At 41.8% G+C, this 24,394-nt stretch carries 22 protein-coding genes; 9 read left to right on the top strand and 13 right to left on the bottom strand.

The window, feature by feature from the left end; genetic code table 11:
- Nucleotides 1-217 precede the first annotated feature (217 nt).
- Genes FEK29_RS13530 through FEK29_RS13515 form a run of 4 tightly spaced genes read right to left on the bottom strand, consistent with a single transcriptional unit; the run spans nt 218 to nt 5,314 of the window.
- The gene (locus FEK29_RS13530) at nt 218-2,041 is read right to left on the bottom strand and encodes an ABC transporter ATP-binding protein (RefSeq protein ID WP_138258975.1); all 1,824 of its coding nucleotides are present in this window, start codon (nt 2,039-2,041) and stop codon (nt 218-220) included.
- Nucleotides 2,041-3,750: a phospho-sugar mutase gene (locus FEK29_RS13525; RefSeq protein ID WP_138258974.1), complete on the bottom strand. Its 1,710-nt coding sequence runs from the start codon at nt 3,748-3,750 to the stop codon at nt 2,041-2,043. The genes FEK29_RS13530 and FEK29_RS13525 overlap by 1 nt, the downstream gene beginning before the upstream one ends.
- Before the next feature lie 30 nt (nt 3,751-3,780).
- On the bottom strand, nt 3,781-4,755 hold the full coding sequence (locus tag FEK29_RS13520) for a glycosyltransferase family 2 protein (protein ID WP_138258973.1): 975 nt from the start codon (nt 4,753-4,755) through the stop codon (nt 3,781-3,783).
- A 40-nt stretch (nt 4,756-4,795) separates the two neighbouring features.
- Nucleotides 4,796-5,314 carry a DUF4199 domain-containing protein gene (locus FEK29_RS13515; RefSeq protein ID WP_138258972.1) on the bottom strand — a complete coding sequence of 173 codons (519 nt, stop codon included), beginning with the start codon at nt 5,312-5,314 and terminating at the stop codon, nt 4,796-4,798.
- A 180-nt stretch (nt 5,315-5,494) separates the two neighbouring features.
- Between FEK29_RS13515 and FEK29_RS13510 the strand changes: the two genes are divergently transcribed.
- The 3 genes from FEK29_RS13510 to mtaB all read left to right on the top strand — a co-directional run bounded on the left by FEK29_RS13510 (nt 5,495) and on the right by mtaB (nt 8,428).
- Nucleotides 5,495-5,767 carry a type B 50S ribosomal protein L31 gene (locus FEK29_RS13510; protein WP_138258971.1) on the top strand — a complete coding sequence of 91 codons (273 nt, stop codon included), beginning with the start codon at nt 5,495-5,497 and terminating at the stop codon, nt 5,765-5,767.
- A gap of 140 nt (nt 5,768-5,907) precedes the next feature.
- Nucleotides 5,908-7,083: a GlmU family protein gene (locus FEK29_RS13505; RefSeq protein ID WP_138258970.1), complete on the top strand. Its 1,176-nt coding sequence runs from the start codon at nt 5,908-5,910 to the stop codon at nt 7,081-7,083.
- Nucleotides 7,084-7,099: 16 nt separating this feature from the next.
- Nucleotides 7,100-8,428, top strand: coding sequence for a tRNA (N(6)-L-threonylcarbamoyladenosine(37)-C(2))-methylthiotransferase MtaB (gene mtaB, locus FEK29_RS13500; RefSeq protein WP_138258969.1), 1,329 nt, complete (start codon nt 7,100-7,102; stop codon nt 8,426-8,428).
- 27 nt (nt 8,429-8,455) lie between these two features.
- Here mtaB and FEK29_RS13495 read toward each other — a convergent pair whose 3' ends face one another.
- Entirely contained in the window at nt 8,456-8,749 is a 294-nt protein-coding gene (locus tag FEK29_RS13495) for a GNAT family N-acetyltransferase (RefSeq protein WP_138258968.1), read from the bottom strand.
- 165 nt (nt 8,750-8,914) lie between these two features.
- Between FEK29_RS13495 and FEK29_RS13490 the strand changes: the two genes are divergently transcribed.
- Nucleotides 8,915-9,577 (top strand): alpha/beta hydrolase, encoded by a 663-nt coding sequence (locus FEK29_RS13490; RefSeq protein WP_138258967.1) that lies wholly within the window; start codon nt 8,915-8,917, stop codon nt 9,575-9,577.
- A 46-nt stretch (nt 9,578-9,623) separates the two neighbouring features.
- On the top strand, nt 9,624-10,583 hold the full coding sequence (locus FEK29_RS13485) for a lytic transglycosylase domain-containing protein (protein WP_138258966.1): 960 nt from the start codon (nt 9,624-9,626) through the stop codon (nt 10,581-10,583).
- Nucleotides 10,584-10,596: 13 nt separating this feature from the next.
- Here FEK29_RS13485 and FEK29_RS13480 read toward each other — a convergent pair whose 3' ends face one another.
- Entirely contained in the window at nt 10,597-11,112 is a 516-nt protein-coding gene (locus tag FEK29_RS13480) for a DUF2892 domain-containing protein (protein WP_138258965.1), read from the bottom strand.
- A 245-nt stretch (nt 11,113-11,357) separates the two neighbouring features.
- On the opposite strand from FEK29_RS13480, the gene rpmH reads away from it, so the two are divergent.
- Complete coding sequence (gene rpmH, locus FEK29_RS13475; RefSeq protein ID WP_084696363.1) at nt 11,358-11,519, top strand: 50S ribosomal protein L34; 162 nt, start codon at nt 11,358-11,360, stop codon at nt 11,517-11,519.
- Nucleotides 11,520-11,622: 103 nt separating this feature from the next.
- Nucleotides 11,623-14,475 carry a carbamoyl-phosphate synthase large subunit gene (gene carB, locus FEK29_RS13470; RefSeq protein ID WP_138258964.1) on the top strand — a complete coding sequence of 951 codons (2,853 nt, stop codon included), beginning with the start codon at nt 11,623-11,625 and terminating at the stop codon, nt 14,473-14,475.
- Between the two features lie 69 nt (nt 14,476-14,544).
- Here the strand turns inward: carB and FEK29_RS13465 are convergent, their stop codons facing one another.
- The 4 genes from FEK29_RS13465 to gndA all read right to left on the bottom strand — a co-directional run bounded on the left by FEK29_RS13465 (nt 14,545) and on the right by gndA (nt 19,724).
- Nucleotides 14,545-16,059 carry an NADP-dependent isocitrate dehydrogenase gene (locus tag FEK29_RS13465; RefSeq protein WP_138258963.1) on the bottom strand — a complete coding sequence of 505 codons (1,515 nt, stop codon included), beginning with the start codon at nt 16,057-16,059 and terminating at the stop codon, nt 14,545-14,547.
- 191 nt (nt 16,060-16,250) lie between these two features.
- The gene (locus FEK29_RS13460) at nt 16,251-17,780 is read right to left on the bottom strand and encodes a M20/M25/M40 family metallo-hydrolase (protein WP_138258962.1); all 1,530 of its coding nucleotides are present in this window, start codon (nt 17,778-17,780) and stop codon (nt 16,251-16,253) included.
- Between the two features lie 174 nt (nt 17,781-17,954).
- Nucleotides 17,955-18,296 (bottom strand): ribose-5-phosphate isomerase, encoded by a 342-nt coding sequence (locus FEK29_RS13455; protein WP_138258961.1) that lies wholly within the window; start codon nt 18,294-18,296, stop codon nt 17,955-17,957.
- Between the two features lie 15 nt (nt 18,297-18,311).
- Nucleotides 18,312-19,724, bottom strand: coding sequence for an NADP-dependent phosphogluconate dehydrogenase (gene gndA, locus FEK29_RS13450; RefSeq protein WP_138258960.1), 1,413 nt, complete (start codon nt 19,722-19,724; stop codon nt 18,312-18,314).
- Nucleotides 19,725-19,855: 131 nt separating this feature from the next.
- Here gndA and zwf point away from each other — a divergent pair, with 131 nt between their 5' ends.
- Together zwf and pgl are read left to right on the top strand one after the other, a co-directional pair.
- Nucleotides 19,856-21,391, top strand: a complete 1,536-nt coding sequence (gene zwf, locus FEK29_RS13445; protein ID WP_138258959.1) for a glucose-6-phosphate dehydrogenase — start codon at nt 19,856-19,858, stop codon at nt 21,389-21,391.
- Nucleotides 21,392-21,402: 11 nt separating this feature from the next.
- Entirely contained in the window at nt 21,403-22,116 is a 714-nt protein-coding gene (gene pgl, locus FEK29_RS13440; protein ID WP_138258958.1) for a 6-phosphogluconolactonase, read from the top strand.
- Here pgl and FEK29_RS13435 read toward each other — a convergent pair.
- The 3 genes from FEK29_RS13435 to rmuC are packed head-to-tail and all read right to left on the bottom strand — an operon-like array spanning nt 22,113 to nt 24,383.
- Entirely contained in the window at nt 22,113-22,661 is a 549-nt protein-coding gene (locus tag FEK29_RS13435; protein WP_138258957.1) for an acyl-CoA thioesterase, read from the bottom strand. The two genes, pgl and FEK29_RS13435, sit on opposite strands and share 4 nt — an antisense overlap.
- Nucleotides 22,661-23,026, bottom strand: coding sequence for a 6-phosphogluconate dehydrogenase (locus tag FEK29_RS13430; protein WP_138258956.1), 366 nt, complete (start codon nt 23,024-23,026; stop codon nt 22,661-22,663). The genes FEK29_RS13435 and FEK29_RS13430 overlap by 1 nt, the downstream gene beginning before the upstream one ends.
- Nucleotides 23,027-23,030: 4 nt before the next feature.
- Nucleotides 23,031-24,383 carry a DNA recombination protein RmuC gene (rmuC, locus tag FEK29_RS13425; RefSeq protein WP_138258955.1) on the bottom strand — a complete coding sequence of 451 codons (1,353 nt, stop codon included), beginning with the start codon at nt 24,381-24,383 and terminating at the stop codon, nt 23,031-23,033.
- Nucleotides 24,384-24,394: the final 11 nt, after the last annotated feature.

The following is a 24,394-nucleotide window of genomic DNA, read 5'->3' as shown; positions in this document are numbered from 1 at the left end:
AACAACTAACAGCTAACAGCCAAACGCCGACAGCGAAAAGTTAAAAGTCATAAGTTAATGGCAGTAGTCCAGTAGTCCTTAGCAGAATTCGGTTTACAGTCAGTATTGAACAATTTCTATTACGAATTAATCAATTAACAATGAACAATAGTATGCAAAGTGCCTAGTGTAATGCGAATAGTGCCATGCATTTTAAACAGCCAACAACCAACGACCATTATCCCAAAGACTGCATTTCCACCAATTTCCTGTAGGTACCGTTTTGGCTTAAAAGCTCGTTATGGCTTCCTTGTTCCACTATTTCGCCTTTGTTCAGAACTACAATGGTATCTGCATTTTGGATGGTTGACAAGCGATGCGCAATGACTATAGAAGTCCTATTTCGCATCATTTTTTCGAGGGCGTCCTGTACCAAGCGTTCACTTTCCGTATCCAAGGCGGAAGTGGCCTCGTCCAAAATCATGATCGGGGGATTTTTCAGAACGGCCCGTGCTATGGAAAGACGCTGTTTTTGTCCGCCGCTCAATTTATTGCCGCCGTCCCCAATATTGGTATCATACCCGTTTGGAAGTTCCATTATAAAATCGTGGGCATTCGCTATTTTGGCCGCTTCTATAATATCCGCGTCGGTGGCATTTTCCTTGCCTAATCGGATGTTGTTTTTCACGGAATCATTGAACAAAATGGAGTCTTGTGTCACCAAGCCGAGCAGACTTCGCAAGGACTTTTTTGAAAAATGCTTAATGTTGGTGCCATCAATGGTAACTTCCCCTTCATTCACATCATAGAATCTGGTCACCAAATTGGCAATGGTACTTTTTCCGCTACCGGATTGACCTACCAAAGCAACTGTGGCCCCTTTTGGAACCGTTAAATTGAAGTTTTTCAGCACGTATTCATCTTCATACTTAAAGGAGATATTTTTAAGCACAATTTGTTGGAGGAAGTGGGATTTAACAACCGGGTTCTCAATTTCAGAGATTGGGTTTTCGGTTTCCAAAATTTCCAGAACACGTTCGGCCGCGGCATTCCCTTTTTTAACGCCATAGGAAGCTTTACTGATGGCTTTGGCAGGGGTTAGGATGTTGTAGGCCAAACCCATATAGGCTATGAAAGAGGATGCATCTAAAGTTTTGTCGATCAATACCATTTTTCCACCGAACCACAGTAATACACCAATGACCAGGATGCCCAAAAACTCACCTGTAGGAGAGGCCAAATTTTGACGATTCAATAGCGTATTGCTAAAATTGAAGAACCGTTCCGTAGAACTTGAAAAAGTTTTGTAAAATTTGGATTCTGAATTGAACGCCTTGATGACTCTCAGTCCACCCAGAGTTTCTTCTATAATCGATAAAAATTCGCCTTGTTCCCGTTGTACGTTATCCGATTGCTTTTTAAGGGATTTTCCAATCTTTGATATAATCATACCTGCAATGGGAATAAAAATGAATACAAAGAGGGTCAGTTTAAAGCTTATCCCGAACATTATCAATATTGTAAACAAAATTGTAAGAGGTTCACGTACAATAAGTTCCAGAATTGAAAGAAAGGAATGTTGAATCTCTAATACATCCGAGGTTATCCTTGCGATTACATCCCCTTTTCTTTTTTCGGAATAATAGGAAATTGGTAGCTCCACCACCTTTTCGTACATCCTATTTCGGATATCCTTTAAGACGCCATTTCGTAAAAAGGTAATAAAGAACATGGCCAAGTAGTTGAACAAGTTCTTAAGAAGGAATAATACTAGAACCAACCCAATTACTAGAATCAAGCCCTTCATCTCATCGTTTCCGGAATACGCAGTGACCCTGTAATTTATGTATTCTTGTAGGTAATCCTTCAAATGTCCCAAATCCTGATATTGGGGTGCCCGATATACCTGTTTTGTTTTATCGAACAGAACATCCAACATGGGTATAAGGGCCGCGAAGGATAACGCGCTGAAAAGCGCATATAAAATGTTGAAAAAGATGTTCAGATATCCATATTTGCGATAGGGTTTCGCAAAAAGCAGAATCTTCTTAAAATAATCCATTAACCTAAATTGAGCTCGCTAACGATGCTTTTGATTTTTGCATCCAACTGTGCGGATACTTTAGTAAAGTCCGCTGCCTTGTCCAATTTTGTGTTGGTGCTGATATAAAATTTCACCTTGGGCTCCGTGCCACTGGGTCTTGCAGCGATTCGTGTGCCATCTTCGGTTTCGTATATCAACACGTTGGATTTTGGGATATCGATTGATTTTTCTTCCCCTGTCAGCACGTTTTTGGCCGTGGACGTATTGTAGTCCTCGATCCATTTTACTTTGGAACCTGCTACGGATTCAACAGGGTTTTCCTTAAAATCTTTTAGCATTTGTTTGATTTCCTCTGCACCGCTCATCCCTTTCTTGGTAAGGGAAATCAAATGTTCCTTATAGAATCCATAATCAACATAACAATCAATAAGATCTTTGTAAAAGGAACTGCCATTCGCCTTTGCCTGGGCGGCGATTTCACAGGCCAATAGGGTAGAAGTGACAGCGTCCTTATCACGCACAAAGTCGCCCACCATATAACCAAAACTTTCCTCACCGCCTCCAATAAAATCCGATTGGGGGAAATCCTTGATCATCTTTCCTATCCACTTAAAGCCGGTCAAGGCCGTTTTGAATTCTACGCCATACGCTTTGGCCATCACCTCCATCATGGGTGTGGAAACGATGGTCGTGGCTATAAATTCATTGCCTTTGAATCCTTTTTCCTTTCTTTTTTCCAATAAAAATTTGGTCATAAGTACCATAGCCTGGTTTCCGTTGACAATCTGCATCTTGCCTTCCAAATTACGGACCGCGATTCCCAGTCTATCACTATCGGGGTCGGTACCCACAACCATATCCGCTCCAATTTCCTCTGCCTTTTTAACGGCCATGGACAAGGCTTCGGATTCCTCTGGGTTAGGAGATTTTACCGTGGGGAATGAACCATCCGGCTTTGCTTGTTCCTCAATTATGGTTACATTTTCATACCCTGCTCTTTTCAATACTTCGGGGATGGCGGTAATCGAAGTTCCGTGCAAGGAAGTGAACACGATCTTAAAATCGTCCTTTCCGGCAGCATTGAAGTTACCGTTCTTGACCGATGCCTCAATAAATGCTTCGTCCACATCGGTATCGATTACTGTAATCAAGCTTTCATCGGCATTAAAATTGATATCCTCAAAACCGAGACTGTTTATTTCGGATATAATTTCACCGTCCTGGGGAGGTACAATTTGTCCTCCATCCGTCCAATAGACCTTGTAACCATTATATTCCGGTGGGTTATGCGATGCCGTAAGCACGATTCCTGCATGGCAGTTCAAGTGTCTTACTGCAAAGGACAATTCTGGCGTAGTGCGTAATTCTGAAAATAAATATACATGGATGCCATTGGCCGAAAATACCTCCGCCACCGTTCTTGCCAAGGTGTCGCTGTTATGGCGGCAGTCAAATGCTATGACCACTTTTATATCTTCGCCGGCATAAACTTTTTTGAGGTAGTTGCTGAGTCCTTGGGTACTTTTACCCAATGTGTATTTGTTGATTCTGTTAGTTCCAACCCCCATAACACCACGCATACCACCTGTACCAAATTCCATATTTTTATAGAAGCGGTCCTTAAGTTCTTCTGTGTCGTTATCAATAAGGTGCTGTATTTCTTCCTTTACTTTTGGGTCAAAAAAATCGGTAAGCCAACTTTTTGCGGTTTCCAGAATGGTATCCATGTAATTTTTGGTTTTAAGTGTTATTTAAATTTACAAAGAATATTGTGTTTGTTCCGAGTTCAAATTTAATTCTTCGGAAATATGATAACGGGGTTCGTTTCGCTTCGATCTGGTTATTATTTCACCGATGAATCCGGCTAGAAATAACTGCGTACCGATTACCATGGAAATCAAGGAGATATAAAATTCAGGTCTATCCGTAATCAAACGACCAAATGGGTTTAAGAAAAGTTTATCTATTCCTAAATATAGTGCGAAACCGAAACCTATAATGAACATCAAAACGCCCAAAGCGCCAAATAAATGCATAGGTCTTTTTCCAAATCTGGAAACGAACCAAATGGTTATCAAATCCAAAAAACCGTTGATAAAGCGTTCCATTCCAAATTTGGTATGCCCATATTTCCTGGCCTGATGTTTTACGACCTTTTCACCTATTTTGTTGAAACCGGCATTCTTCGCTAATACCGGAATGTATCGGTGCATTTCCCCGGATACTTCTATGCTTTTTACGACCGACTTGTTATAGGCCTTTAGACCACAATTGAAATCGTGCAATTTTACACCTGATGTTTTTTTGGCCGCCCAATTAAAAAGTTTGGAGGGTAGGTTTTTGAATATTAGGGAGTCGTATCGCTTCTTTTTCCAACCGGAAATTAAATCATATTCCTTGGATTGGATAAGATTATATAATTCTGGAATTTCTTCGGGATTGTCCTGTAGGTCCGCATCCATCGTGATAATAACGTCGCCTTTGGCCAAATTGAATCCAGCGTGCAATGCCTGGGATTTCCCAAAATTCTTTAGAAACCTAATTCCTTTTACATAGGGATTTAGCTCGGATAATTGAGAAATGATACTCCAGGAACCGTCAGTACTACCATCGTCCACGAACAGTATTTCATAAGAAAAATGATTGGATTGCATCACGGATACAATCCAATCATGAAGTTCTTTGAGCGATTCTTCCTCGTTCAGTAAGGGAATGACTATGGATAACTGCATTGTTTACTTTAGGAATTCCCTTCAAAAATACAAATTAGTTCTATTCTTCCTGTTTTTTTAGAATCAGTCCAGAGATTAGTGAAATAACGAATCCAATGAATAGGCTAAATACAAGTCCAAAAACTACCTGCATCGTTGGAGTGGAGAATTTTTTACCCATTTCCATTTGCGCATCGATTTGTTCTGGAGTCATTGAGGTAGTCTCCATAAGTTGATTTCTCTGCATTTCCATGGCTTTGGCCATCATATCGGGATCAATGACATTGGCCATAATTTGATTAAAAATAATTCCAATGATTCCAGCAATCAAGCTCACCCCAACGCCCACCTTAAGGGCTTGGGAAAATGACATGAAGCCACCGTTGGCCTTTCTAAATTGTATCATCGCCAAAACGATACCCGCTATAGTAAGCGCAAGACTTATCAACATCACCGCGATTCCTCCTTGGTAATGCATATCGGCCGTATACAACATGAACGCGAAAATTATTCCTACGCCTCCCAGTAAAAGGCCATAGTTCAAAGCATACTTACCTGTTTTTGGTTTATTTTCTTCCATTGTTTTTAAGTTTTAAAAGTTGATTATCTAATTTGTATAGGGCTAAGTAAAATAGTTACAAAATAGCATCATTTTATTTTATGTTTTTTCCTTTTAATAAATTGGCAATTCTAATAATTTGACTAAATTTGCAGCCTTAAAATAAGTGCCCGTTGGAATGGGTGCGATAATGATTTTAACATGAAAAAAGGAATACACCCAGAAAATTATAGATTGGTAGCCTTCAAGGACATGTCTAATGAAGACATTTTTATCACCAAATCTACAGCGGATACAAAAGAGACTTTAGAAGTTGACGGTGTTGAATATCCGTTGGTTAAATTAGAAATTTCAAGAACTTCACATCCGTTCTATACTGGTAAGGCCAAGTTTTTGGATACCGCTGGTAGGATTGACAAGTTTAAAAATAAATACAAGAAATTCTCTAAACCCGAAACGAAAGAAGAGGAATAGGACTTATTTTATTCTTAAGATAATCAACGCCTCCACATTTTGGAGGCGTTTTTTATTGGATGGCATCTAATTTTTAGGCATTTAGACTGGAATGGGATAGGTAGTCCTGGTCTAATGATTAATTTTGAAAAAAAATATCCATGAACTATATTCTTTTTGATGGTCCGGTGCGGGAACATCTTTTACCCTTTACTTTTACAAGGCCGGTGGCCGATGTTCGTATTGGAATCATGACCATCAAGGAAAAATGGGAGGCGTATTTAAGTACCTCATGTAGCTACCAAACGGAAGCGTATCTACAGGCTAAATTCCCGATGGTTTTACAATCGGATAATATTTTTCTTAACGGAAGTATACTGCCCAGTGCCGACTTACTTCAGAATGTCAAAGGTTTGAAGGAACGGGAAGTGTTAAAAAAAGACGACATCATAATCGCATATAGGTCTGCTAATGTCCATAGCGAGGGTGATTGGAGCGGGTACAAAGAAATTGTTTATGATTTTGATTTGTTCCAGGTCAAAAATACCTGGGACATTTTTTCGCTCAATGAAAGAGCCCTACAGGAGGATTTTGATTTTTTAACCAAGGGCAGGGAAAGTCGGCCCATATCAAAAACCAATAGTCTCATCTGTCCGGAACGAATTTTTTTGGAAGAAGGGGCTAAGGTAGAATATAGTATTTTGAATGCTACCGATGGACCTATATACGTTGGCAAGAACGCTGAAATTTGGGAGGGAAGCCTTATCCGCGGTGGACTGGCGCTCTGCGACCATGCCATTGTAAAAATGGGAGGGAAATTATATGGCGCTACTACCATTGGGCCGTATTCCAAGGTTTGTGGCGAGGTCAGCAATTCGGTTATTTTTGGATACTCGAGTAAAGGCCATGAAGGTTACTTGGGGAATGCCGTATTGGGCGAATGGTGTAATATTGGGGCGGATTCCAACAACTCCAACCTTAAGAACAACTATGCCAAGGTGCGGTTATGGAATTATGCAACCGAAAAATTCGAACAGACCGGACTACAATTTTGTGGATTGATGATGGGCGACCACAGTAAAACTGCCATCAACACCATGTTCAATACGGGAACGGTAATCGGCGTAAATTCAAATATTTACGTCCCCGGGTTTCCTAGGAATTTTGTGCCGAGTTTTAGCTGGGGCGGGGCTTCTGGGTTTAGTACCTACATGCCCAACAAGGCCTTTGAGGCCGCAAAGGTTATGATGGCCAGAAGAGGTGTGGAATTTACAGATGCCGATGCCGATATTTTGAACCATGTTTTTGAAATCACCAAAAAATGGCGTAATTACTAAATCGAACACGAATGTTATGAACAAAAAAGTCGCATTTTACACCTTAGGCTGCAAGCTAAATTTTTCCGAAACTTCTACCATTGCCCGAAGTTTGGTAAAAGAGGGCTTTGACAGGGTGGGTTTTGACGAAAAGGCGGACATGTATGTCATAAATACCTGTTCCGTGACTGAAAATGCGGACAAAAAGTTCAAGACCATTGTAAAACAGGCCCAAAAATCAAATCCACAGGCCTTTATTGCGGCCATTGGTTGCTATGCCCAGTTAAAGCCTGAGGAACTTATCGCAGTCGACGGTGTGGATTTGGTTCTCGGAGCCACCGAGAAATTCAACATTGCGGATTATGTCAACGATCTGTCCAAAAACGTTATGGGCGAAGTGCATTCCTGCGAAATCCAGGAAGCCGATTTTTATGTGGGAAGCTACGCCATTGGTGATCGAACCCGGGCTTTCTTAAAGGTCCAAGATGGGTGCGACTATAAATGTACGTACTGTACCATTCCGCTGGCGCGGGGAATTTCCAGGAGCGATTCCTTGGAAAATGTACTCAAGAACGCTCAGGAAATTGCCGAACAAGGTATTAAGGAAATTGTGTTGACGGGCGTGAATATCGGGGATTACGGCAAGGGTGAATTCGGAAATAAAAGACACGAACATACTTTTCTGGATTTGGTTAGGGCCTTGGAATATGTAGATGGTATCCATAGGTTACGGATATCGTCCATAGAACCCAACCTTTTAAAAAATGAAACAATCGATTTTGTAGCCCAAAGCGATCGGTTTGTGCCCCATTTCCATATACCCTTACAAAGTGGCAGTGATGCGCTCTTGAAGCTTATGAAGCGTCGGTATTTAACAGATTTATACGTTGATCGTGTGAAGAAAATCAAGGAGGTGATACCAAATTGTTGCATTGGCGTGGATGTTATCGTTGGTTTTCCGGGCGAGACCGATGCACATTTTCTGGAGACCTATAATTTTTTAAAGGATCTGGATATTTCCTATCTGCACGTTTTTACGTATTCGGAAAGGGACAATACGGAGGCAGCGACCATGGAGGGCGTGGTGCCAAAAAAAATCAGGAATAAACGCAGCAAAATGCTGAGGGCCTTATCGGTTAAAAAAAGAAGGGCCTTTTACGAAAGTCAGTTGGGTGCGGAGTTGGAGGTGCTTTTCGAAGGGGAGAACAAGGAAGGCTATATTCATGGATTCACGGAAAACTATGTAAAGGTAAAAACCCCTTGGAATCCTGAACTGGTAAATACTCTCCACAACGTACGATTGAAGGAAATCGCGGAGGACGGAATCGTAACTATTGGTTTTGTAAATGCAGAAGTTATCGCATAAAAAAAGCTCCATTTTGGAGCTTTTAAATTAGATTCTGATGCCCACCGGCAACATCTCCTTATATTGTCTATTCTTTCTAAGGAATCCCGCTATTTGAGGACTCGTGGGAACCACTCTTAAATTTTGTTCTTGGATGTGATTGAGAACGGATTTAATAAAATCTTCTTTGAAGCCTTCTTGATCTACCTCCTCAGGAACTACCAGCTTTGTTAAAAAGACTTTTCTTTCTTGGGAGGAATACTCAATTTTAGCGAGATGGCCGTTAATTGTCGTTTCAAATTGGCGCAAGAAAGCGTTGTCCTTAATAATTACATTATTCATATAGTTGATTTAAGTGTTTGGTTTAGACAAAAAATACGATGTTCCCAAATCGCAATTCAATTCTTTTAAAAGAAACCTGCTGATTTATAAAAGTTATCAACATAATTATGTTCAAAACTAGCAAAAATTTCCCTACATTCCTAGTTTTATATGACATTTGCCTCTATGATGGATAAAAAAGAACATGTCTATTTTATGCCAGGAATGGCAGCAAGCCATACCATTTTCGAATATATAAAGCTTCCTGAAGAAAATTTTCAAATGCATTTTTTGGACTGGTTTGTCCCTGAAAAAGGTCAGTCCCTAGGAGCATACGCCAAAGAGATGACCAAGCGTATTGTACACCCAAACCCTATACTATTAGGCGTTTCTTTGGGGGGTATCTTGGTTCAGGAAATGGCAAAACATATATCGGTTAAAAAAATCATCATCGTTTCAAGTGTAAAGCTGAAAAGCGAATTGCCCAAACGGATGGTATTTGCGCGTTACACACAGGTCCATAAATTACTGCCCACGGGATTGGTGAACAATGTGGAACTTTTGGCAAAATACGCCTTTGGTGAAACCGTGGTAAAGCGATTGGAACTGTATGAAAAATATCTTTCCATACGGGATAAGCGCTATATAGACTGGTGCATTCATCAAACCGTAAACTGGAACCAGATGGAGTACCCAAAGAACCTTGTCCATATACACGGTGATAAGGATGCCGTTTTTCCAATCTCGAACATTGACAATTGTACGGTAGTCAAAAACGCCACCCATACCATGATCATTCACAGAGCAAAATGGTTTAATGAGCACCTGCCCACAATTATTTTGGATTAAGATAGTTCTATTAATACCTTTGAGTATCTCTAAACCCTCTATGACTATGAAAGTTTTAAAAAATATTCTCATGTTTTGCGGTGTGTTTTTTATTGTTGGCACCTTGGTCTTTGCAACGAAATCCACCGAGTTTTCAAATAACGACCCTAAAAAAGTGGTTGCCAATGATTCTATTGAAAAGAACGTTGCGTCTGAGTACCGCATTTCATCTATTGATATCCCCCAAGATTTAAATTTCGCGGGCGAAATTGTTCCCCAGGAAGATCCGGAGATTATGGAGCGTATAGATCGTGAATTTTTGGTGAATACTTATTGGCAATCGAACGCGCTATTATTGATGAAGCGTGCCCATAAATATTTTCCTGTTATCGAACCCATTCTGGCCAAAAATGGCATCCCTGACGATTTTAAGTATTTGGCCGTTGCCGAAAGCGGACTCACCAATGTTGTTTCGCCTGCCGGAGCTACCGGTTTTTGGCAGATCATGCGGGAGACAGGAAGGGAATATGGGCTGGAAATCAATTCCAACGTGGACGAAAGGTACCATTTAGAAAAATCCACCGAAGTAGCCTGCAAATATTTAAACAGATGGAAGGATAAATATGGCAGTTGGTCCTTGACAGCGGCGGCCTACAATGCAGGTCCAGGTTCTATCAATAAGTATATGGGAATCCAGCAAGTTGATAACTACTGGGATTTATTATTGGGCGATGAAACAGGAAGGTACGTATTTAGAATCCTTGCCATTAAGGAAATACTTTCCAATCCCGAAAAATATGGATTTCATTTGGAAAAAGACGACTATTATACCGCAGTACCCACTTTTACCGTGGAAATCGACGAACCCGTTGCCAGCTTTGCCGATTTTGCCCAGCAATATGAAATCAACTACAAAATTTTAAAAAGACATAATCCTTGGCTACGGGAACCGCATCTTAATAATAGTTCACGTAAAAAGTACGCTATTGAAATCCCAAATAAGGGATATTATAAGGAAACAAAGTAATTAAGGAACGCTTTTAGATTTTCTTCATTTGTTGCTGCATCATTCGGATCTGTTCGGTGAGCATATTGTTCTTGTCCAATTTTTTGGCCTCGTTCAACAAGGTGGTAGCCTCCCTTTTTCTGCGTTTTTGCATTGATATTCCGGCAAGGCTCAGTTTTGCCATGGCAACATCATAATCCATTGTGAGGCCTAGTTTCAGAGCTCTTCTAAAATATTTCTCGGCCTGGGTCAGGTTGGTTTGGGAGTGGATAATCCCATGAAGATAGTTATAGTAGCCTTGCTGTTTTGTTATTAAGGCACTTTCTGGATTTTTGATTTTGGAAAGCCATTTTTCGGTGCCGGCAAGATCTTGTTTCCGCATCCTTAAAAAGGCCAATAGGATGATTTCGTTCCTAAAATACAGGAAGATGAAAATGAGCGAGAGAAGAATCAAGAAAATTCCGTTACCTATATTTCCCTCTATAAATTGGTATATGGCATACGCAATGATAAGCCCGGCAATGACAAGTTTTATGTTTTTATTGAACATCTTTAAATATGATTAGAATAAATTGGGTTTGCCTATAATTTAGAATTGATCAAGAACAATAAACCCATGGAATTTGATTCGGGCAAAATTAGGGAAAACCTAGCTTTTTGAAAGAATGGATTTATTAAAATATTTTTTTCGATACCTCTTGCCAAAGACAAAACTCTTTGTATATTTGCACCCGGTTTTACCTATCCATTGGTAGGAATTCAAACGATAACATTCAGCGATTAAAAATATAGGCGATGAGTAAGAGAACATTTCAACCATCTAAGAGAAAGAGAAAAAATAAGCACGGATTCCGTGAGCGTATGGCGTCGGTCAATGGAAGAAAGGTTCTTGCCAGAAGAAGGGCAAAAGGTAGAAAAAAACTAACCGTATCCTCTGAGCCACGACACAAAAAGTAATGATTTGTAGATAACTTTTAAAAAAAGGTGCTGCTTCTTTAAGTTCAGCACCTTTTTTTTGACCTAATTTTGAAAATTTAGATAACGAGAAACTAGTATTGGAATGCCTAAAAGAAAAGATTTAAATTCAATTTTGATTATTGGTTCCGGGCCAATTATTATTGGTCAGGCTTGTGAGTTCGATTATGCGGGAAGTCAGTCCCTTCGTTCCCTAAGGGAGGACGGTATAGAGACAATTTTGATCAATAGTAACCCGGCCACTATTATGACCGACCCTTCCATGGCGGATCATGTCTACTTGAAACCCTTGACCACAAAATCGATTGTTGAAATCTTAAAGGCACATCCACAAATCGATGCCGTACTGCCCACCATGGGAGGTCAGACTGCACTAAACCTTTGTATAGAGGCCGATAAAAAAGGTATCTGGGAAGATTTTGGCGTAGAGCTCATTGGGGTGGATATCGATGCCATTAACATTACGGAGGATCGCGAAAAGTTCCGCGAACTTATGTTGAAAATCGGTGTTGGGATGGCGCCTCAGGCTACCGCCACTTCTTTCTTAAAGGGAAAGGAAATCGCTCAGGAATTCGGTTTTCCCTTGGTTATAAGGGCTTCCTATACCTTGGGCGGGGCTGGAGCTTCCATCGTTTACAGGCCGGAGGATTTTGACGCTTTGTTGAGCCACGGATTGGAAATTTCCCCTATACATGAGGTAATGATAGACAAGGCCCTAATGGGCTGGAAGGAATATGAATTGGAGCTGTTGCGGGACAAGAACGATAATGTGGTCATCATCTGTACCATTGAAAATATGGATCCCATGGGAATCCATACCGGTGATTCCATCACCGTAGCACCCGCTATGACCTTATCCGATAGGACCTTCCAAAGAATGCGGGATATGGCGATTAAAATGATGCGCAGTATCGGCGATTTTGAGGGTGGTTGTAATGTTCAGTTTGCCGTGAGTCCGGATGAAAAGGAGGATATCATTGCCATTGAAATTAACCCTAGGGTTTCGAGATCATCGGCCTTGGCTTCAAAAGCAACCGGGTATCCCATTGCAAAGGTCGCCACAAAACTGGCCATTGGCTATAGCTTGGACGAATTGGAGAATCAGATTACCAAATCCACATCGGCCTTGTTCGAACCTACCTTGGATTATGTGATCGTAAAGATACCCCGTTGGAATTTTGATAAATTCGAGGGGTCTGACCGTACCTTGGGACTTCAAATGAAATCCGTAGGAGAGGTAATGGGAATTGGGCGTTCTTTCCAAGAGGCTTTACATAAAGCCACGCAATCCCTTGAAATTAAGCGAAATGGCCTAGGTGCCGATGGAAAAGGATATAAGGATTATGACCAGATAATTAGCAAGCTCACCATCCCTAGTTGGGACCGGGTATTCGTCATCTATGATGCGATTCAGATGGGGATTCCGCTGAGTAGGATCCATGATATAACCAAAATAGATATGTGGTTCCTGAAGCAGTACGAGGAGTTATATCAACTGGAAAAGGAAATATCAAAATACACCATTGCGACCCTATCCAAAGAACTTTTATTGGAAGCCAAGCAAAAAGGTTTTGCCGACAGGCAGATTGCCCATATGCTGGATTGCTACGAAAGTGAGGTCTACAACAAACGTACCGAACTGAACGTAAAGAGGGTTTACAAATTGGTGGATACCTGTGCGGCCGAGTTCAAGGCGATGACGCCGTATTACTATTCCACCTTTGAGGAGGAGATCGAAAAGCCGGATGGTACACGGTACGTGGAGAACGATAGCGTAGTGACCGATAGAAAGAAAATTGTGGTTCTCGGCTCGGGTCCCAACCGGATAGGGCAGGGGATAGAGTTCGATTATTGCTGTGTGCACGGGGTTTTAGCGGCGGCGGAATGTGGTTACGAGACCATTATGATCAATTGTAATCCGGAAACCGTTTCCACCGATTTCGATACGGCCGATAAACTCTATTTTGAACCTGTTTTCTGGGAACATATCTATGATATCATCCGCCATGAAAATCCGGAAGGGGTAATTGTGCAGTTGGGTGGCCAGACAGCATTGAAACTGGCCGAAAAGCTTTCCAAGTACGGTATAAAAATTATAGGCACGAGTTTTGAATCCCTGGATTTGGCCGAGGACAGGGGAAGCTTTTCAGATCTTTTAAAAAAGAACGATATTCCATATCCTAGGTTTGGGGTAGCGGAAACGGCCGAGGAAGCGTTGACACTTGCAGATGAACTGGATTTTCCCTTGTTGGTACGCCCTTCCTACGTGTTGGGTGGACAAGGCATGAAAATCGTCATTAATAAGGAAGAATTGGAAGCCCATGTGGTGGACCTGCTTCGGAAAATCCCGAACAACAAACTGTTACTGGACCATTATCTGGATGGAGCCATTGAAGCGGAGGCAGATGCCATTTGTGATGGCAAGGATGTTTACATCATCGGTATTATGGAACATATTGAACCTTGTGGGATTCACTCGGGCGATTCCAATGCGACCTTGCCACCGTTTAACCTTGGGGAGTTTGTAATGCAACAGATTAAGGACCATACCAAAAAGATTGCTTTGGCCTTAAATACGGTCGGTCTTATTAATATACAATTTGCGATCAAGGACGATATCGTGTATATCATTGAGGCGAATCCACGGGCTTCCAGAACGGTGCCGTTTATCGCAAAAGCTTACAAGGAACCGTATGTGAACTATGCGACCAAGGTGATGTTGGGCGAAAAGAAAATAAAGGATTTTGATTTTAAACCGCATCTGGAAGGGTATGCCATCAAGCAACCTGTGTTCTCATTCAACAAGTTCCCGAATGTGAATAAAAACTTAGGGCCCGAAATGAAGAGTACCGGCGAAAGCATCCTGTTCATTGATAGCTTAAAAGATGACGAGTTCTATAACTTGTATGCGAGAAGGAAGATGTATTTGAGCAAATAAAATACGTTAAAAGCCAAAATACAAAAACCCATATCCGAAAAGGTATGGGTTTTTCTTTAGTACAACCATTTACTCACCTTGTCCCAAGGAGAAACCGCGTTGTCCATCAAATTCATACAGGTTTTCCGTTTTTATTACGTCATATCCATTTTGATACAATTTGGACAAGAGGGCAATAACCTGTTCATATTCCACGGCAATATATTGAGGTTCCTTGGTTTCAATAGTAGAGGAATTTGAGACGAAGCGACACCTCCAGTGATCCGTGCAATACGTTTCTTTCAATCCCTCGGGGAACACTTTGACGCCTCTATTGGTAATCATTTTTAGCTTTAGATTGTGTGATTTGACCCTCATAAGTCCCCCTCCAATCATTTCTGGGTCTTCTCCTTTCCAATCGATAAAAACATCAACACCCACAAGTTGTTTTGTTGTTTCTTTTCTTTTGAAATTGGGGATCTCTATTTTGCCCGTACCTTTGGCCAACGTGCTAACGGGCAGGTTTTTGGGAGTTTTTCCAAGGCGTTCTATGACGGCATCCGCGAAGGCTTCGGTACCCACCTTCTTTTTGCTGATGTTGCCCTGGAATATGTCGGCCGTATGAATCCCGTCCTCTAAGGTGGTCAACCAAGCATTTTTGATTGTATCGGCCACTTCGGTCTGCCCGATATGGGCCAACATCAGAATCGCGGCATTCAATAATCCGGATGGATTGGCAATCTTTAGACCGGCAATATCGGGGGCAGATCCATGAATCGCTTCGAACATCGCTACTTTTCCTCCAATATTTGCAGAACCCGCCATCCCAACGGAGCCAGCAGTTTCGGCCACAATATCCGAAATGATATCCCCGTAAAGGTTGGAGGTAACAATGACATCGTATTCCTCTGGTACGGTAGCTAATTTTGCAGATCCTATATCGATAATTTGGGAATTGCTTTCAATTTCAGGATATTCCGCGGCAATTTCCTTAAAAACGGTATGAAACAGTCCGTCGGTGAGTTTCATGATATTGTCCTTGACCATACAGGTCACCTTTTTTCTGTTGTATGCTTTCGCATATTCAAAGGCATACCGTACGATTTTCTCACAGCCTGGCCTAGTAATCAGTTTTAGGCACTGCACAACATCATCCGTTTGTTTGTGTTCTATGCCTGCATAAAGGTCCTCTTCGTTTTCTCGAATAACCACAATGTCCATATTTGGAAAATGAGTCTTTACATAGGGATGTAGTGCACTCACGGGCCTAACATTGGCAAAAAGTCCTAATGACTTTCGCAACGTAACGTTCAAACTTTTATAGCCTTTGCCCTGAGGCGTGGTAATGGGCGCTTTGAGTATGACACTATTTTTGGAAATGGCTTCCCATGCCTTTTCGTCTATTCCAGCACTGTTGCCGGACAGATAGACTTGTTCGCCAATTTCGATGGATTCCGTTTCTATGTTTGCTTTCGCAGCCTTTAAAATTCTCAAAACGGCCTTCATGATTTCCGGGCCAATTCCATCACCTTCTGCGATGACTATTTTGGTCGTTTGGCTTTGTTGTATTTTTTTCTCGGGCGCTACTGCTGGACTGTTTCTCATCTTTGTCGATTTTGTTTCCAACAAAGATCTTAAAACTAAATCATAAATTTTTATTTATATTTAATATAATAAACATTAAAATATTTTATAAATAAAAAATGATACTTTATAGCCTCCTTGGTATTTAGAATTCTGACTACCCAAAGGTTTGTTTTTAATAGGAAGTATGCCTGATACTATCTGAAGTCCATTTATAACCTTTCATTTAGGATGGCTATCATCGTTTGTATTCCCTCCCGGTAATTTCCCAATCTTAGGTTTTCATTAGGGCTGTGCTGATTGTTGTCCCTGTTTACGGTAGGGACTGTAACTGCAGGAATGCCCAAAGTGTTGACGAAGGGCGAGATAGGAATGGATCCCCCGCTCATACGTATTCGTATGGGTGTTTCTCCAAAGGCATTTTCAAGTGCACGCGTAAGCCATAGGCCTACTTCGGAATCAAAATCGGTTCGAAAGGATTGGTATGAAATTTCATGGGTTAGGGTAGCGATTTTTGGATGTTCCAACCGTTCTTCCTTGGTCGGTTCCCGATCAATGACCACATATCCTTGGGATTTAATATGATCTTTGATCAATGTAATCAATCGTTCTGGGTCCGACTCCAATACCAGTCTTACATCCAATTCCGCTACCGCGCGATCCGGAACAATTGTTCTAACTTTCTCATAGACCCATCCAGATTGCATCCCTCTAATATTCAATGATGGATACTGAATAGCCTTCTGATAATAGGTTCCCACTTTATCCGTCTCCGCTATTTGAAGCCTTTCCATAATTTGTTCTTCGTTTTCGGGTACGGCCCTTAATATCTTTTCCGTTGCATCATCGATATGGATACCCTCATAAAACCCATCGATTGTTACTCGTCCTTCCTCATCTTTCATGGATGCCAGCAATCTGGAAAGTCGTATTGCCGGATTCGGCGCATAATTTCCAAAATGCCCACTATGCTGGGGGACAACCGGACCGTATGTGGTTAGTTGCAGGGTGGCAATTCCCCTGGCCCCAAATGTCAAAGTAGGTCTATTGGTGATATGTCTTGGGCCATCGAAAACAATTAGCATATCCGCAGAAAGTAGGTCTTTGTTCCGGATTACAGCATCTGGAAGCTGCGGGGAACCGAGCTCTTCCTCAAAATCCATAATGACCTTAATATTGTAGTTGGGGGTAATTTCATTTTCACTGGTAGCATCCAGTGCCGTTAAGAACATGGATACAGGGCCTTTTGCATCACTTGCAGAACGCGCAAACACACGCCAATCATCCTGATAATCCTTAATAGATTCCCAAGAAATGGGCTCCCAATCTCCTGAATTGTTCAATTTTTTTAGTGTTGGAATATATGGACTCTGTTGGAACCATTTTGTGGAATCCACAGGTTGTCCGTCAACCTGTAAGTAGATAAGAACGGTTTTTTTGGCATTTTTATGTTTCCTTTCGGCAAGTAATAAGGGAACAGTTGTGGTCTCCAATCTTTGTGTTGAAAACCCTCTATTACCGAAAGCTTTCTCACACCATTGTACGTTTTTTTCTATGTCTTCCTTGAAAAAGGCATCATTGGGAATACTCAAAAGCTCTTTTAACATTGGAAAGGAAGCTATAGTATATTGATGGGCCAGTTCCTTAATTTGGTCCTTTTGCAGTTTTTGACCGAATTGCTTCTTTGGAATTAGGAAAAAAACTAGAATAAAAAGTGCGGTGATACGAGCTGACTTGAACATTTGGTGATTTTTTACGAAAAATACGTAAAATGTAGTTCTTATGTACGGATTGGCTTGGAGTCTATATATCAACAAATAGAAGCCAAATTAAAAAAGCTTTTTCGAATAGGACGGGAAAACGGCTTACCAATGAATGTGAAAATCAGCCAAACATGTCATTGAAAGTTGGCCAATTCAATTGAACCAAACCGCATACCTTTTCCGTCGCAATTGCAAGGCCAGCATACGTTCCATTTTTAGTGCCTCTTCCTTTGTCGCTATAGGTTTTATGTGGTTATAAAGGCTCCCACGTAGATATAGGCCATATTTTTTTACGATATTGGAAGAAATATTTACGCCCTTTTTACTTAAAACACCATTTTTATGTTGTTCAAAGCGCTCCTTGGGTGTTTTACTGGTCATTCCTACATACAGACATTCCAGGACCCCATTGAACTGAGGGTTTGCTTCCCGAAACTTTCTATGTTCCGTAAAAACCTTTTTATGAAGTTCTACTACATAGATACTATAGGGCATATACAACAATGCGCATTACTCCTTTTCCCATTCCGTATGATAAATACCCTCCCTGTCCAATCGCTCATAGGTATGTGAACCAAAATAATCCCGCTGTGCCTGTATCAGGTTCAAGGGCAGTCTACTAGATGTGTAGGCATCAAAATAAGTTAGGGAATTGGAAAGTCCGGGTAATGGAATCCCATTTTTGGCCCCGTAGGCGACCAGTTCCCTAGTAGAATCTACCGTGCCCTGTACCTTTTCGACGAAAGTTGGAGACATCAACAGATTTGGCAACGAGGGGTTGGCTTCAAAAGCTTCCGAAATATCCGCCAAAAGTCCGGCCCTAATGATACATCCAGCACGCCATATTTTGGCAATTTCTGCAATATTCAAATCGTAACCGTACTCTTTGGATGCATCCGCCAATTGATGTAATCCCTGGGCATAGGTGATAATAAAGGAAAAGTACAGGGATTCTTCCGCCATTTTTTCCATGGTGGACTTGTCCATTTTTTCCACCTTGGGTCGGTCGTAAAGCTTATCGGCCTCGATACGCTCGTCCTTTAGTGCCGAAATTTCGCGCATACTTACAGCAATATCTATGGATGGAACGGGTATACCCAAATCCATTGCGTTCTGGCTGGTCCATTTGCCCGTTCCTTTTTGCTTCGCCTTGTCCAGGATTTGATCGACCAAACGTCCTTCGGCCAAATCGTCCTCCTGCTCAAAGATTTCTGAGGTAATCTCCACTAAAAAGGACTGCAATCGACCTTTGTTCCAAGCATCAAAGGTTTTGTGAAGTTCATCATTGTTGTAATCAGCTCCCTTTTTTAGTATATCATAGATTTCCGAAGTTAACTGCATCAGGCCATATTCTATACCATTATGCACCATTTTCACATAGTTCCCGGCCGATTTGGGTCCCAAATACGCTACGCAAGGTTCCCCTTGATATTTTGCCGCAACTGCCTCAAAAATCGGTTTTACATGCTGATAGGCTTCCCTGTTTCCACCTGGCATGATGCTTGGACCTTTACGGGCTCCCTTGGCGCCACCAGAAACGCCGGCACCAAAAAAATTGATGCCTTTTTTGGCTAGGTATGCTTCCCGTCGATCTGTATCGGTGTAAAAGGAGTTTCCTCCATCAATGATCAAATCGCCCTCATCCAAATTGGGCAGAAGGGATTCAATGACCATATCTACGATTTTGCCAGCAGGCACCAGCAGCATAATTTTTCTTGGGGTAGAAAGTGCTTCCAAGAAGGTTTTGCTATCCGTTGATGCATTTACTTTGCTTGTATCCCCACCTTCCTCAATGAGTGCATTTACCTTCTCCGGGTCCAAATCATTGCCATAAGCCGTAAATCCATTGTCCGATACGTTCAAAATAAAATTACGGCCCATTACACCAAGCCCCACCATGCCAAAATCATACTTCATATCCATAAAATGTTATTTCCAGATAACTCCTTTATTTCAAAAGTAAGCCAAATATTCTATAATTCTTCCTTTACAACCTTCATCCCATTGGTATTGGCAATGGTTTTCGATACTTTTAGGCTTCAAATATATACTTGATGAATAGGAATACGGAAAATCAAATGTTGGTCATTTTTGGGGCTTCGGGGGACCTGACCGCAAGAAAGTTGGTGCCTGCATTGTACAGCCTGTACGTTGAAGGCCAATTGCCCGAGCATTTTGTTGTGTTGGGAACGAGCAGAAGTGATATGACTGATACGGATTTTCGAAACCAAGTCGTACTGGAAAGTAACTATTTAAAGGGAACCCTGAAAAATTCTGACGAAGCCAAAATCAAGAGGTTCGCGGAAATGTTTTTTTATCATGACCTTGGTGCGTCCTATGATGTGGATTATGAGCCTTTGAAGAAACGAGTGGTAGCACTAAAGGATGAAAAGGGCACCAAGGGAAACATTATGTATTACCTTTCCACACCTCCCAGACTCTATGAGACCATTGCGAAAAATCTTGCAAGTGCCGGCCTCAGCACTCAAAACAATGGATGGAAACGTTTGATCGTTGAGAAGCCTTTTGGCTATAGTCTGGAGACCGCCAAAGCTTTGAACGAAGGGCTTCAGGAACATTTTAAGGAATCCCAGATCTATCGTATTGACCATTATTTGGGAAAGGAAACGGTGCAAAACCTATTAGTGACCCGTTTCGCCAATAGTATTTTTGAACCTTTATGGAACAGGAACTATATAAAACATGTAGAGATAACGAACGCTGAAAGTGTTGGCGTTGAAAAGCGCGGCGGATATTACGATAAATCGGGGGCACTTAGGGATATGTTCCAAAACCATTTACTTCAAATCGTATCCCTAATTGTCATGGAGCCGCCCATAGGGGATAAGCCCGAGGAAATTAGGGACGAAAAGGTAAAGGCATTGAAATCCCTAAGGACTATGCGCGATGAAAAGACTTTGCATGATAATACCATCCGTGCCCAATATATGGCATCAGATATTCAAGGAAAAATGGTAAAGGGCTACAGGGAGGAAGAGGACGTTGACCCGGATTCCACGACGGAGACTTTTGCCGCCATTAAATTTTATGTGGACAATTGGCGCTGGAAGGACGTTCCATTTTACGTGCGGACGGCCAAACGTATGCCCACAAAAGTAACCGAAGTGGTCATACATTTTAAGACGCCGCACCATCAGATATTCAAAGAATCAGGTATCCATAACAAGGACAATAAGCTGATAATCAGAATACAACCTGATGAAGGTATCCTAATAAAATTTGGTGTCAAGGTACCGGGACAGGGCTTTAAGGTAGAGCGTGCCAACTTGGATTTTTATTATTCCAGTTTAAGGGAGACACATGTTATGGAAGCGTATGAGCGTCTGCTTTTGGATGCCATGCAAGGTGATGCTACCCTGTATGCCAGAGCGGACGAGGTGGAGGCCGCATGGGAATTCGTTGATCCCATTTTGGACTATTGGCAAAATGGAAAGGACGTGCGGATGTATGGCTATCCATCCGGTACTTGGGGTCCAAGAAATTCGGATGATTTGATAGAGGGGAATGGTTATTGGAGAAACCCAGGGGCACATCTTACGGATGATGAGAACTATTGCGTTCTTTGCTAATATTGTAGACTATGGATATAAAAATATATACCGATAAAACGAAAGTAGCCCTTGAATTCTCGAAATTCTTGGCCAATTTTATGGAAGGACGGGATGTAGTCCATATCGCCTTATCCGGAGGAAGTACGCCCAAAATAGTGTTCGATGTCTTGGTTTCTTCCTTTAAGGATAAAATCGATTGGGCAAAGGTTCACTTCTATTGGGGCGATGAGCGTTGTGTACCTCCAACGGATGCTGAAAGTAATTATAAGATGACGTTTGAGTATTTATTGTCCAAAATAGAACTACCGGAAGCAAATATCCACCGCATCAAGGGCGAGGATGATCCTAAGGAAGAAGCACTACGCTATTCGAAATTACTCGATGCGAAACTTCCTCATGTTGACGGCATACCTCAATTTGATTTGGTCATTTTGGGTATGGGTGATGACGGACATACGGCCTCCATTTTTCCCCATGAAATCCAATTATGGGATTCCGATATGAATTGTGAAGTCGCGATTCATCCTGATTCCGGGCAGCGTAGGGTAACCATTACCGGAAAAATCATCAACCACGCAAAAACAGTGGCTTTTTTGGTAACCGGGGCTGGAAAATCTGAAAAAGTGAGGATAATTACCCAACGGGAATCGGGATACGAAGCATATCCAGCATCCTTGGTAAACCCAAGTTCCAATGAATTGGTATGGTTTTTAGACCAGGCTGCAGCTTCGGAAATTACTTAGGAACCTAGTTCCAATTTGCAGTTTTCGTTTTGTAGTTCCGCCAAATATTGGTCGGCCTTGAAATTATAGGATTCAAACTTGGTATCCCGTTCCTTGGCCTCCAGTTTGCGGTATTTGCTTCGGGCGAATCGTCGGACACCTTGCTTGTCCGTCACGATCAAACCAGGTACGGGAACACTATTCCCATTTTCATCCTTGGCCACCATGGTAAAATAGGAGGAATTGCAATGCCGTTTCTTTCCCGTGGTGATATTTTCGGAATCTACCCGAACGCCCACCACCATTGAGGTTCTCCCCGTATAATTGATAGATGCCCTAAGAGTAACCAATTCCCCAACCTCTATAGGATTCAAAAAATCCACCCGATTTACCGAAGCCGTCACGCAATAGCGTTGTGAATGTTTGGACGCGCAGGCAAAGGCAATTTGATCCATTAAGTTCAGTATGTGGCCACCATGTACTTTTCCGCCAAAATTGGAGTGGGATGGCAGCATGAGCTCCGTAATCGAAACTTGGGAATTCTTTACAGTTTTAAATTCTTGCATTAGTTTCTAAAATGTGGGGATTGCTCCTGTTCGACCTGGGTTATAAAGTATTTGGTATCGCCCAACCAAAAGAAGGTAGCATAGCGCTCCGTGTAGTTGACTTTTACGTACTGACCTTGGTATTCCTTCAGTTTTTCAATGACCTCCTTGTCCTTATCCAATACGGAAAAAGCAAAAATCTGCGCCCCGGAAATCCCTTGGCTTATTTCACCCTCCCAAGTTTTTACCAAAACACCCTTATTACTGATTTTTATAAGTTCCCCAGAGCGCACGCCCTCACTGTAGGGAACGAAGTAGATAAAGGCATAGATCAAGGCAAGCAGCACCGCACAACCGCCAAGAAAGAGGAATAATATTCGCTTCATATAATTATAGATTTAACCTAGGTTCCTGTTCTTCCTCAAAATCATCTTCTTTGGCCCTTTTGAGAATGGGTTCAGGAAGTGATTTTTTGGCCTTGGCGCCCATTTTTTTCAATTTCTCAATACTCGTAATGATATTACCGCGACCCTCGAACAATTTGTTCATGGCGCCCTTGTATTCCGTTTTTGCCTCGTCCATCTTTTTGCCCACTTTCGTAAGATCGGACACAAATCCCTCGAATTTATCATATAAGGCGCCTGCCTGTTTGGCAATCTCTATCGCATTTCTTTGTTGCTTTTCGTTGTTCCACATGCTGTCTATGGTGCGTAGGGTTGCCAACAGGGTCGATGGTGTCACAATGACGATATTTTGTTCAAAAGCCTTGTTGTACAAAGTGTTGTCGTTGTTTATGGCAATGGCGAAGGCCGGTTCAATGGGCACGAACATAAGGACGAAATCCGGACTCTCCATTTCATAGAGATCCTCATATTTCTTGGCGGACAACTGGTCCACATGCCTACGGAGCGAATTGATATGATCCTTCAGAAATTTTTCCTGAAATTCCTCCTCGGCATTGATATAACGCTCATAATCGGTCAGGGATACCTTGGAATCCACGATCATTTTTTTACCATCCGGGAGGTTGATGATAACATCGGGCATTACCCTGGATCCGTCTTCGCGTGTAAAACTCTGCTGTACACTGTATTCCCGGTCCTTTTCCAAACCGGATTTCTCCAGTACGCGCTCCAATACCAATTCGCCCCAGTTCCCCTGCATTTTACTGTCCCCTTTAAGGGCTTTGGTAAGGTTTTCCGCTTCTTGGGTGATTTTCAGGTTTTGGGTCTGCAGGTTCAGTAATTGCTCTTTTAAAGCCGAATGGATACTGATATTTTCCTTCTGACTTTCCTCCACCTTTTTTTCGAACAGTTGTATTTTTTCGTTTAGCGGAAGAAGAATGTTCCGGATATTCTTTTCGTTGCGCTCCGTGAACTTTAGGCTTTTCTCCTCCAAGATTTTATTGGCCAAATTCTCGAACTCCTTGGTGAATTTCTCCTGAAGTTTTTCGACTTCCTCTTTCTGCTCCTGATTCTTCAATTGGAGGTTTTCCAAATCTGCCTGGTAGCGCACAATCTGATTGCCCAACCGCTCTTTTTCTGACCGGAGTTCCTCACGCTCGTTCTCTAGGGTCAGGTTCTTATTTTCGATTTGGGTCCTTGCAAGCTCCAATTGCCTGTTTTCTTCTTCCAGTTTACTATGGCTGGACTTGGTCTTTAAATTTTGGATATAGTGCCCCAAAAAAAAGCCAATTCCCAAGGAAAGGATTGCTATGATGATATAAAGTAATGTCTCGTTCATCGTTATTGAAT

Source organism: Maribacter aurantiacus, from assembly GCF_005780245.1.
Classification (GTDB): Bacteria; Bacteroidota; Bacteroidia; order Flavobacteriales; family Flavobacteriaceae; genus Maribacter; species Maribacter flavus.
Note: the sequence above shows the minus strand (reverse complement) of the source record. Positions and strands in the feature narration are given on the sequence as shown.

Excerpts from the sequence above, each read along its gene's own strand:
- FEK29_RS13530 (WP_138258975.1), bottom strand. The coding sequence starts at position 2,041 with ATGGATTATTTTAAGAAGATTCTGCTTTTTGCGAAACCCTATCGCAAA.
- FEK29_RS13525 (WP_138258974.1), bottom strand. The coding sequence starts at position 3,750 with ATGGATACCATTCTGGAAACCGCAAAAAGTTGGCTTACCGATTTTTTT.
- FEK29_RS13520 (WP_138258973.1), bottom strand. The coding sequence starts at position 4,755 with ATGCAGTTATCCATAGTCATTCCCTTACTGAACGAGGAAGAATCGCTC.
- FEK29_RS13515 (WP_138258972.1), bottom strand. The coding sequence starts at position 5,314 with ATGGAAGAAAATAAACCAAAAACAGGTAAGTATGCTTTGAACTATGGC.
- FEK29_RS13510 (WP_138258971.1), top strand. The coding sequence starts at position 5,495 with ATGAAAAAAGGAATACACCCAGAAAATTATAGATTGGTAGCCTTCAAG.
- FEK29_RS13505 (WP_138258970.1), top strand. The coding sequence starts at position 5,908 with ATGAACTATATTCTTTTTGATGGTCCGGTGCGGGAACATCTTTTACCC.
- mtaB (WP_138258969.1), top strand. The coding sequence starts at position 7,100 with ATGAACAAAAAAGTCGCATTTTACACCTTAGGCTGCAAGCTAAATTTT.
- FEK29_RS13495 (WP_138258968.1), bottom strand. The coding sequence starts at position 8,749 with ATGAATAATGTAATTATTAAGGACAACGCTTTCTTGCGCCAATTTGAA.
- FEK29_RS13490 (WP_138258967.1), top strand. The coding sequence starts at position 8,915 with ATGATGGATAAAAAAGAACATGTCTATTTTATGCCAGGAATGGCAGCA.
- FEK29_RS13485 (WP_138258966.1), top strand. The coding sequence starts at position 9,624 with ATGAAAGTTTTAAAAAATATTCTCATGTTTTGCGGTGTGTTTTTTATT.
- FEK29_RS13480 (WP_138258965.1), bottom strand. The coding sequence starts at position 11,112 with ATGTTCAATAAAAACATAAAACTTGTCATTGCCGGGCTTATCATTGCG.
- rpmH (WP_084696363.1), top strand. The coding sequence starts at position 11,358 with ATGAGTAAGAGAACATTTCAACCATCTAAGAGAAAGAGAAAAAATAAG.
- carB (WP_138258964.1), top strand. The coding sequence starts at position 11,623 with ATGCCTAAAAGAAAAGATTTAAATTCAATTTTGATTATTGGTTCCGGG.
- FEK29_RS13465 (WP_138258963.1), bottom strand. The coding sequence starts at position 16,059 with ATGAGAAACAGTCCAGCAGTAGCGCCCGAGAAAAAAATACAACAAAGC.
- FEK29_RS13460 (WP_138258962.1), bottom strand. The coding sequence starts at position 17,780 with ATGTTCAAGTCAGCTCGTATCACCGCACTTTTTATTCTAGTTTTTTTC.
- FEK29_RS13455 (WP_138258961.1), bottom strand. The coding sequence starts at position 18,296 with ATGCCCTATAGTATCTATGTAGTAGAACTTCATAAAAAGGTTTTTACG.
- gndA (WP_138258960.1), bottom strand. The coding sequence starts at position 19,724 with ATGGATATGAAGTATGATTTTGGCATGGTGGGGCTTGGTGTAATGGGC.
- zwf (WP_138258959.1), top strand. The coding sequence starts at position 19,856 with ATGAATAGGAATACGGAAAATCAAATGTTGGTCATTTTTGGGGCTTCG.
- pgl (WP_138258958.1), top strand. The coding sequence starts at position 21,403 with ATGGATATAAAAATATATACCGATAAAACGAAAGTAGCCCTTGAATTC.
- FEK29_RS13435 (WP_138258957.1), bottom strand. The coding sequence starts at position 22,661 with ATGCAAGAATTTAAAACTGTAAAGAATTCCCAAGTTTCGATTACGGAG.
- FEK29_RS13430 (WP_138258956.1), bottom strand. The coding sequence starts at position 23,026 with ATGAAGCGAATATTATTCCTCTTTCTTGGCGGTTGTGCGGTGCTGCTT.
- rmuC (WP_138258955.1), bottom strand. The coding sequence starts at position 24,383 with ATGAACGAGACATTACTTTATATCATCATAGCAATCCTTTCCTTGGGA.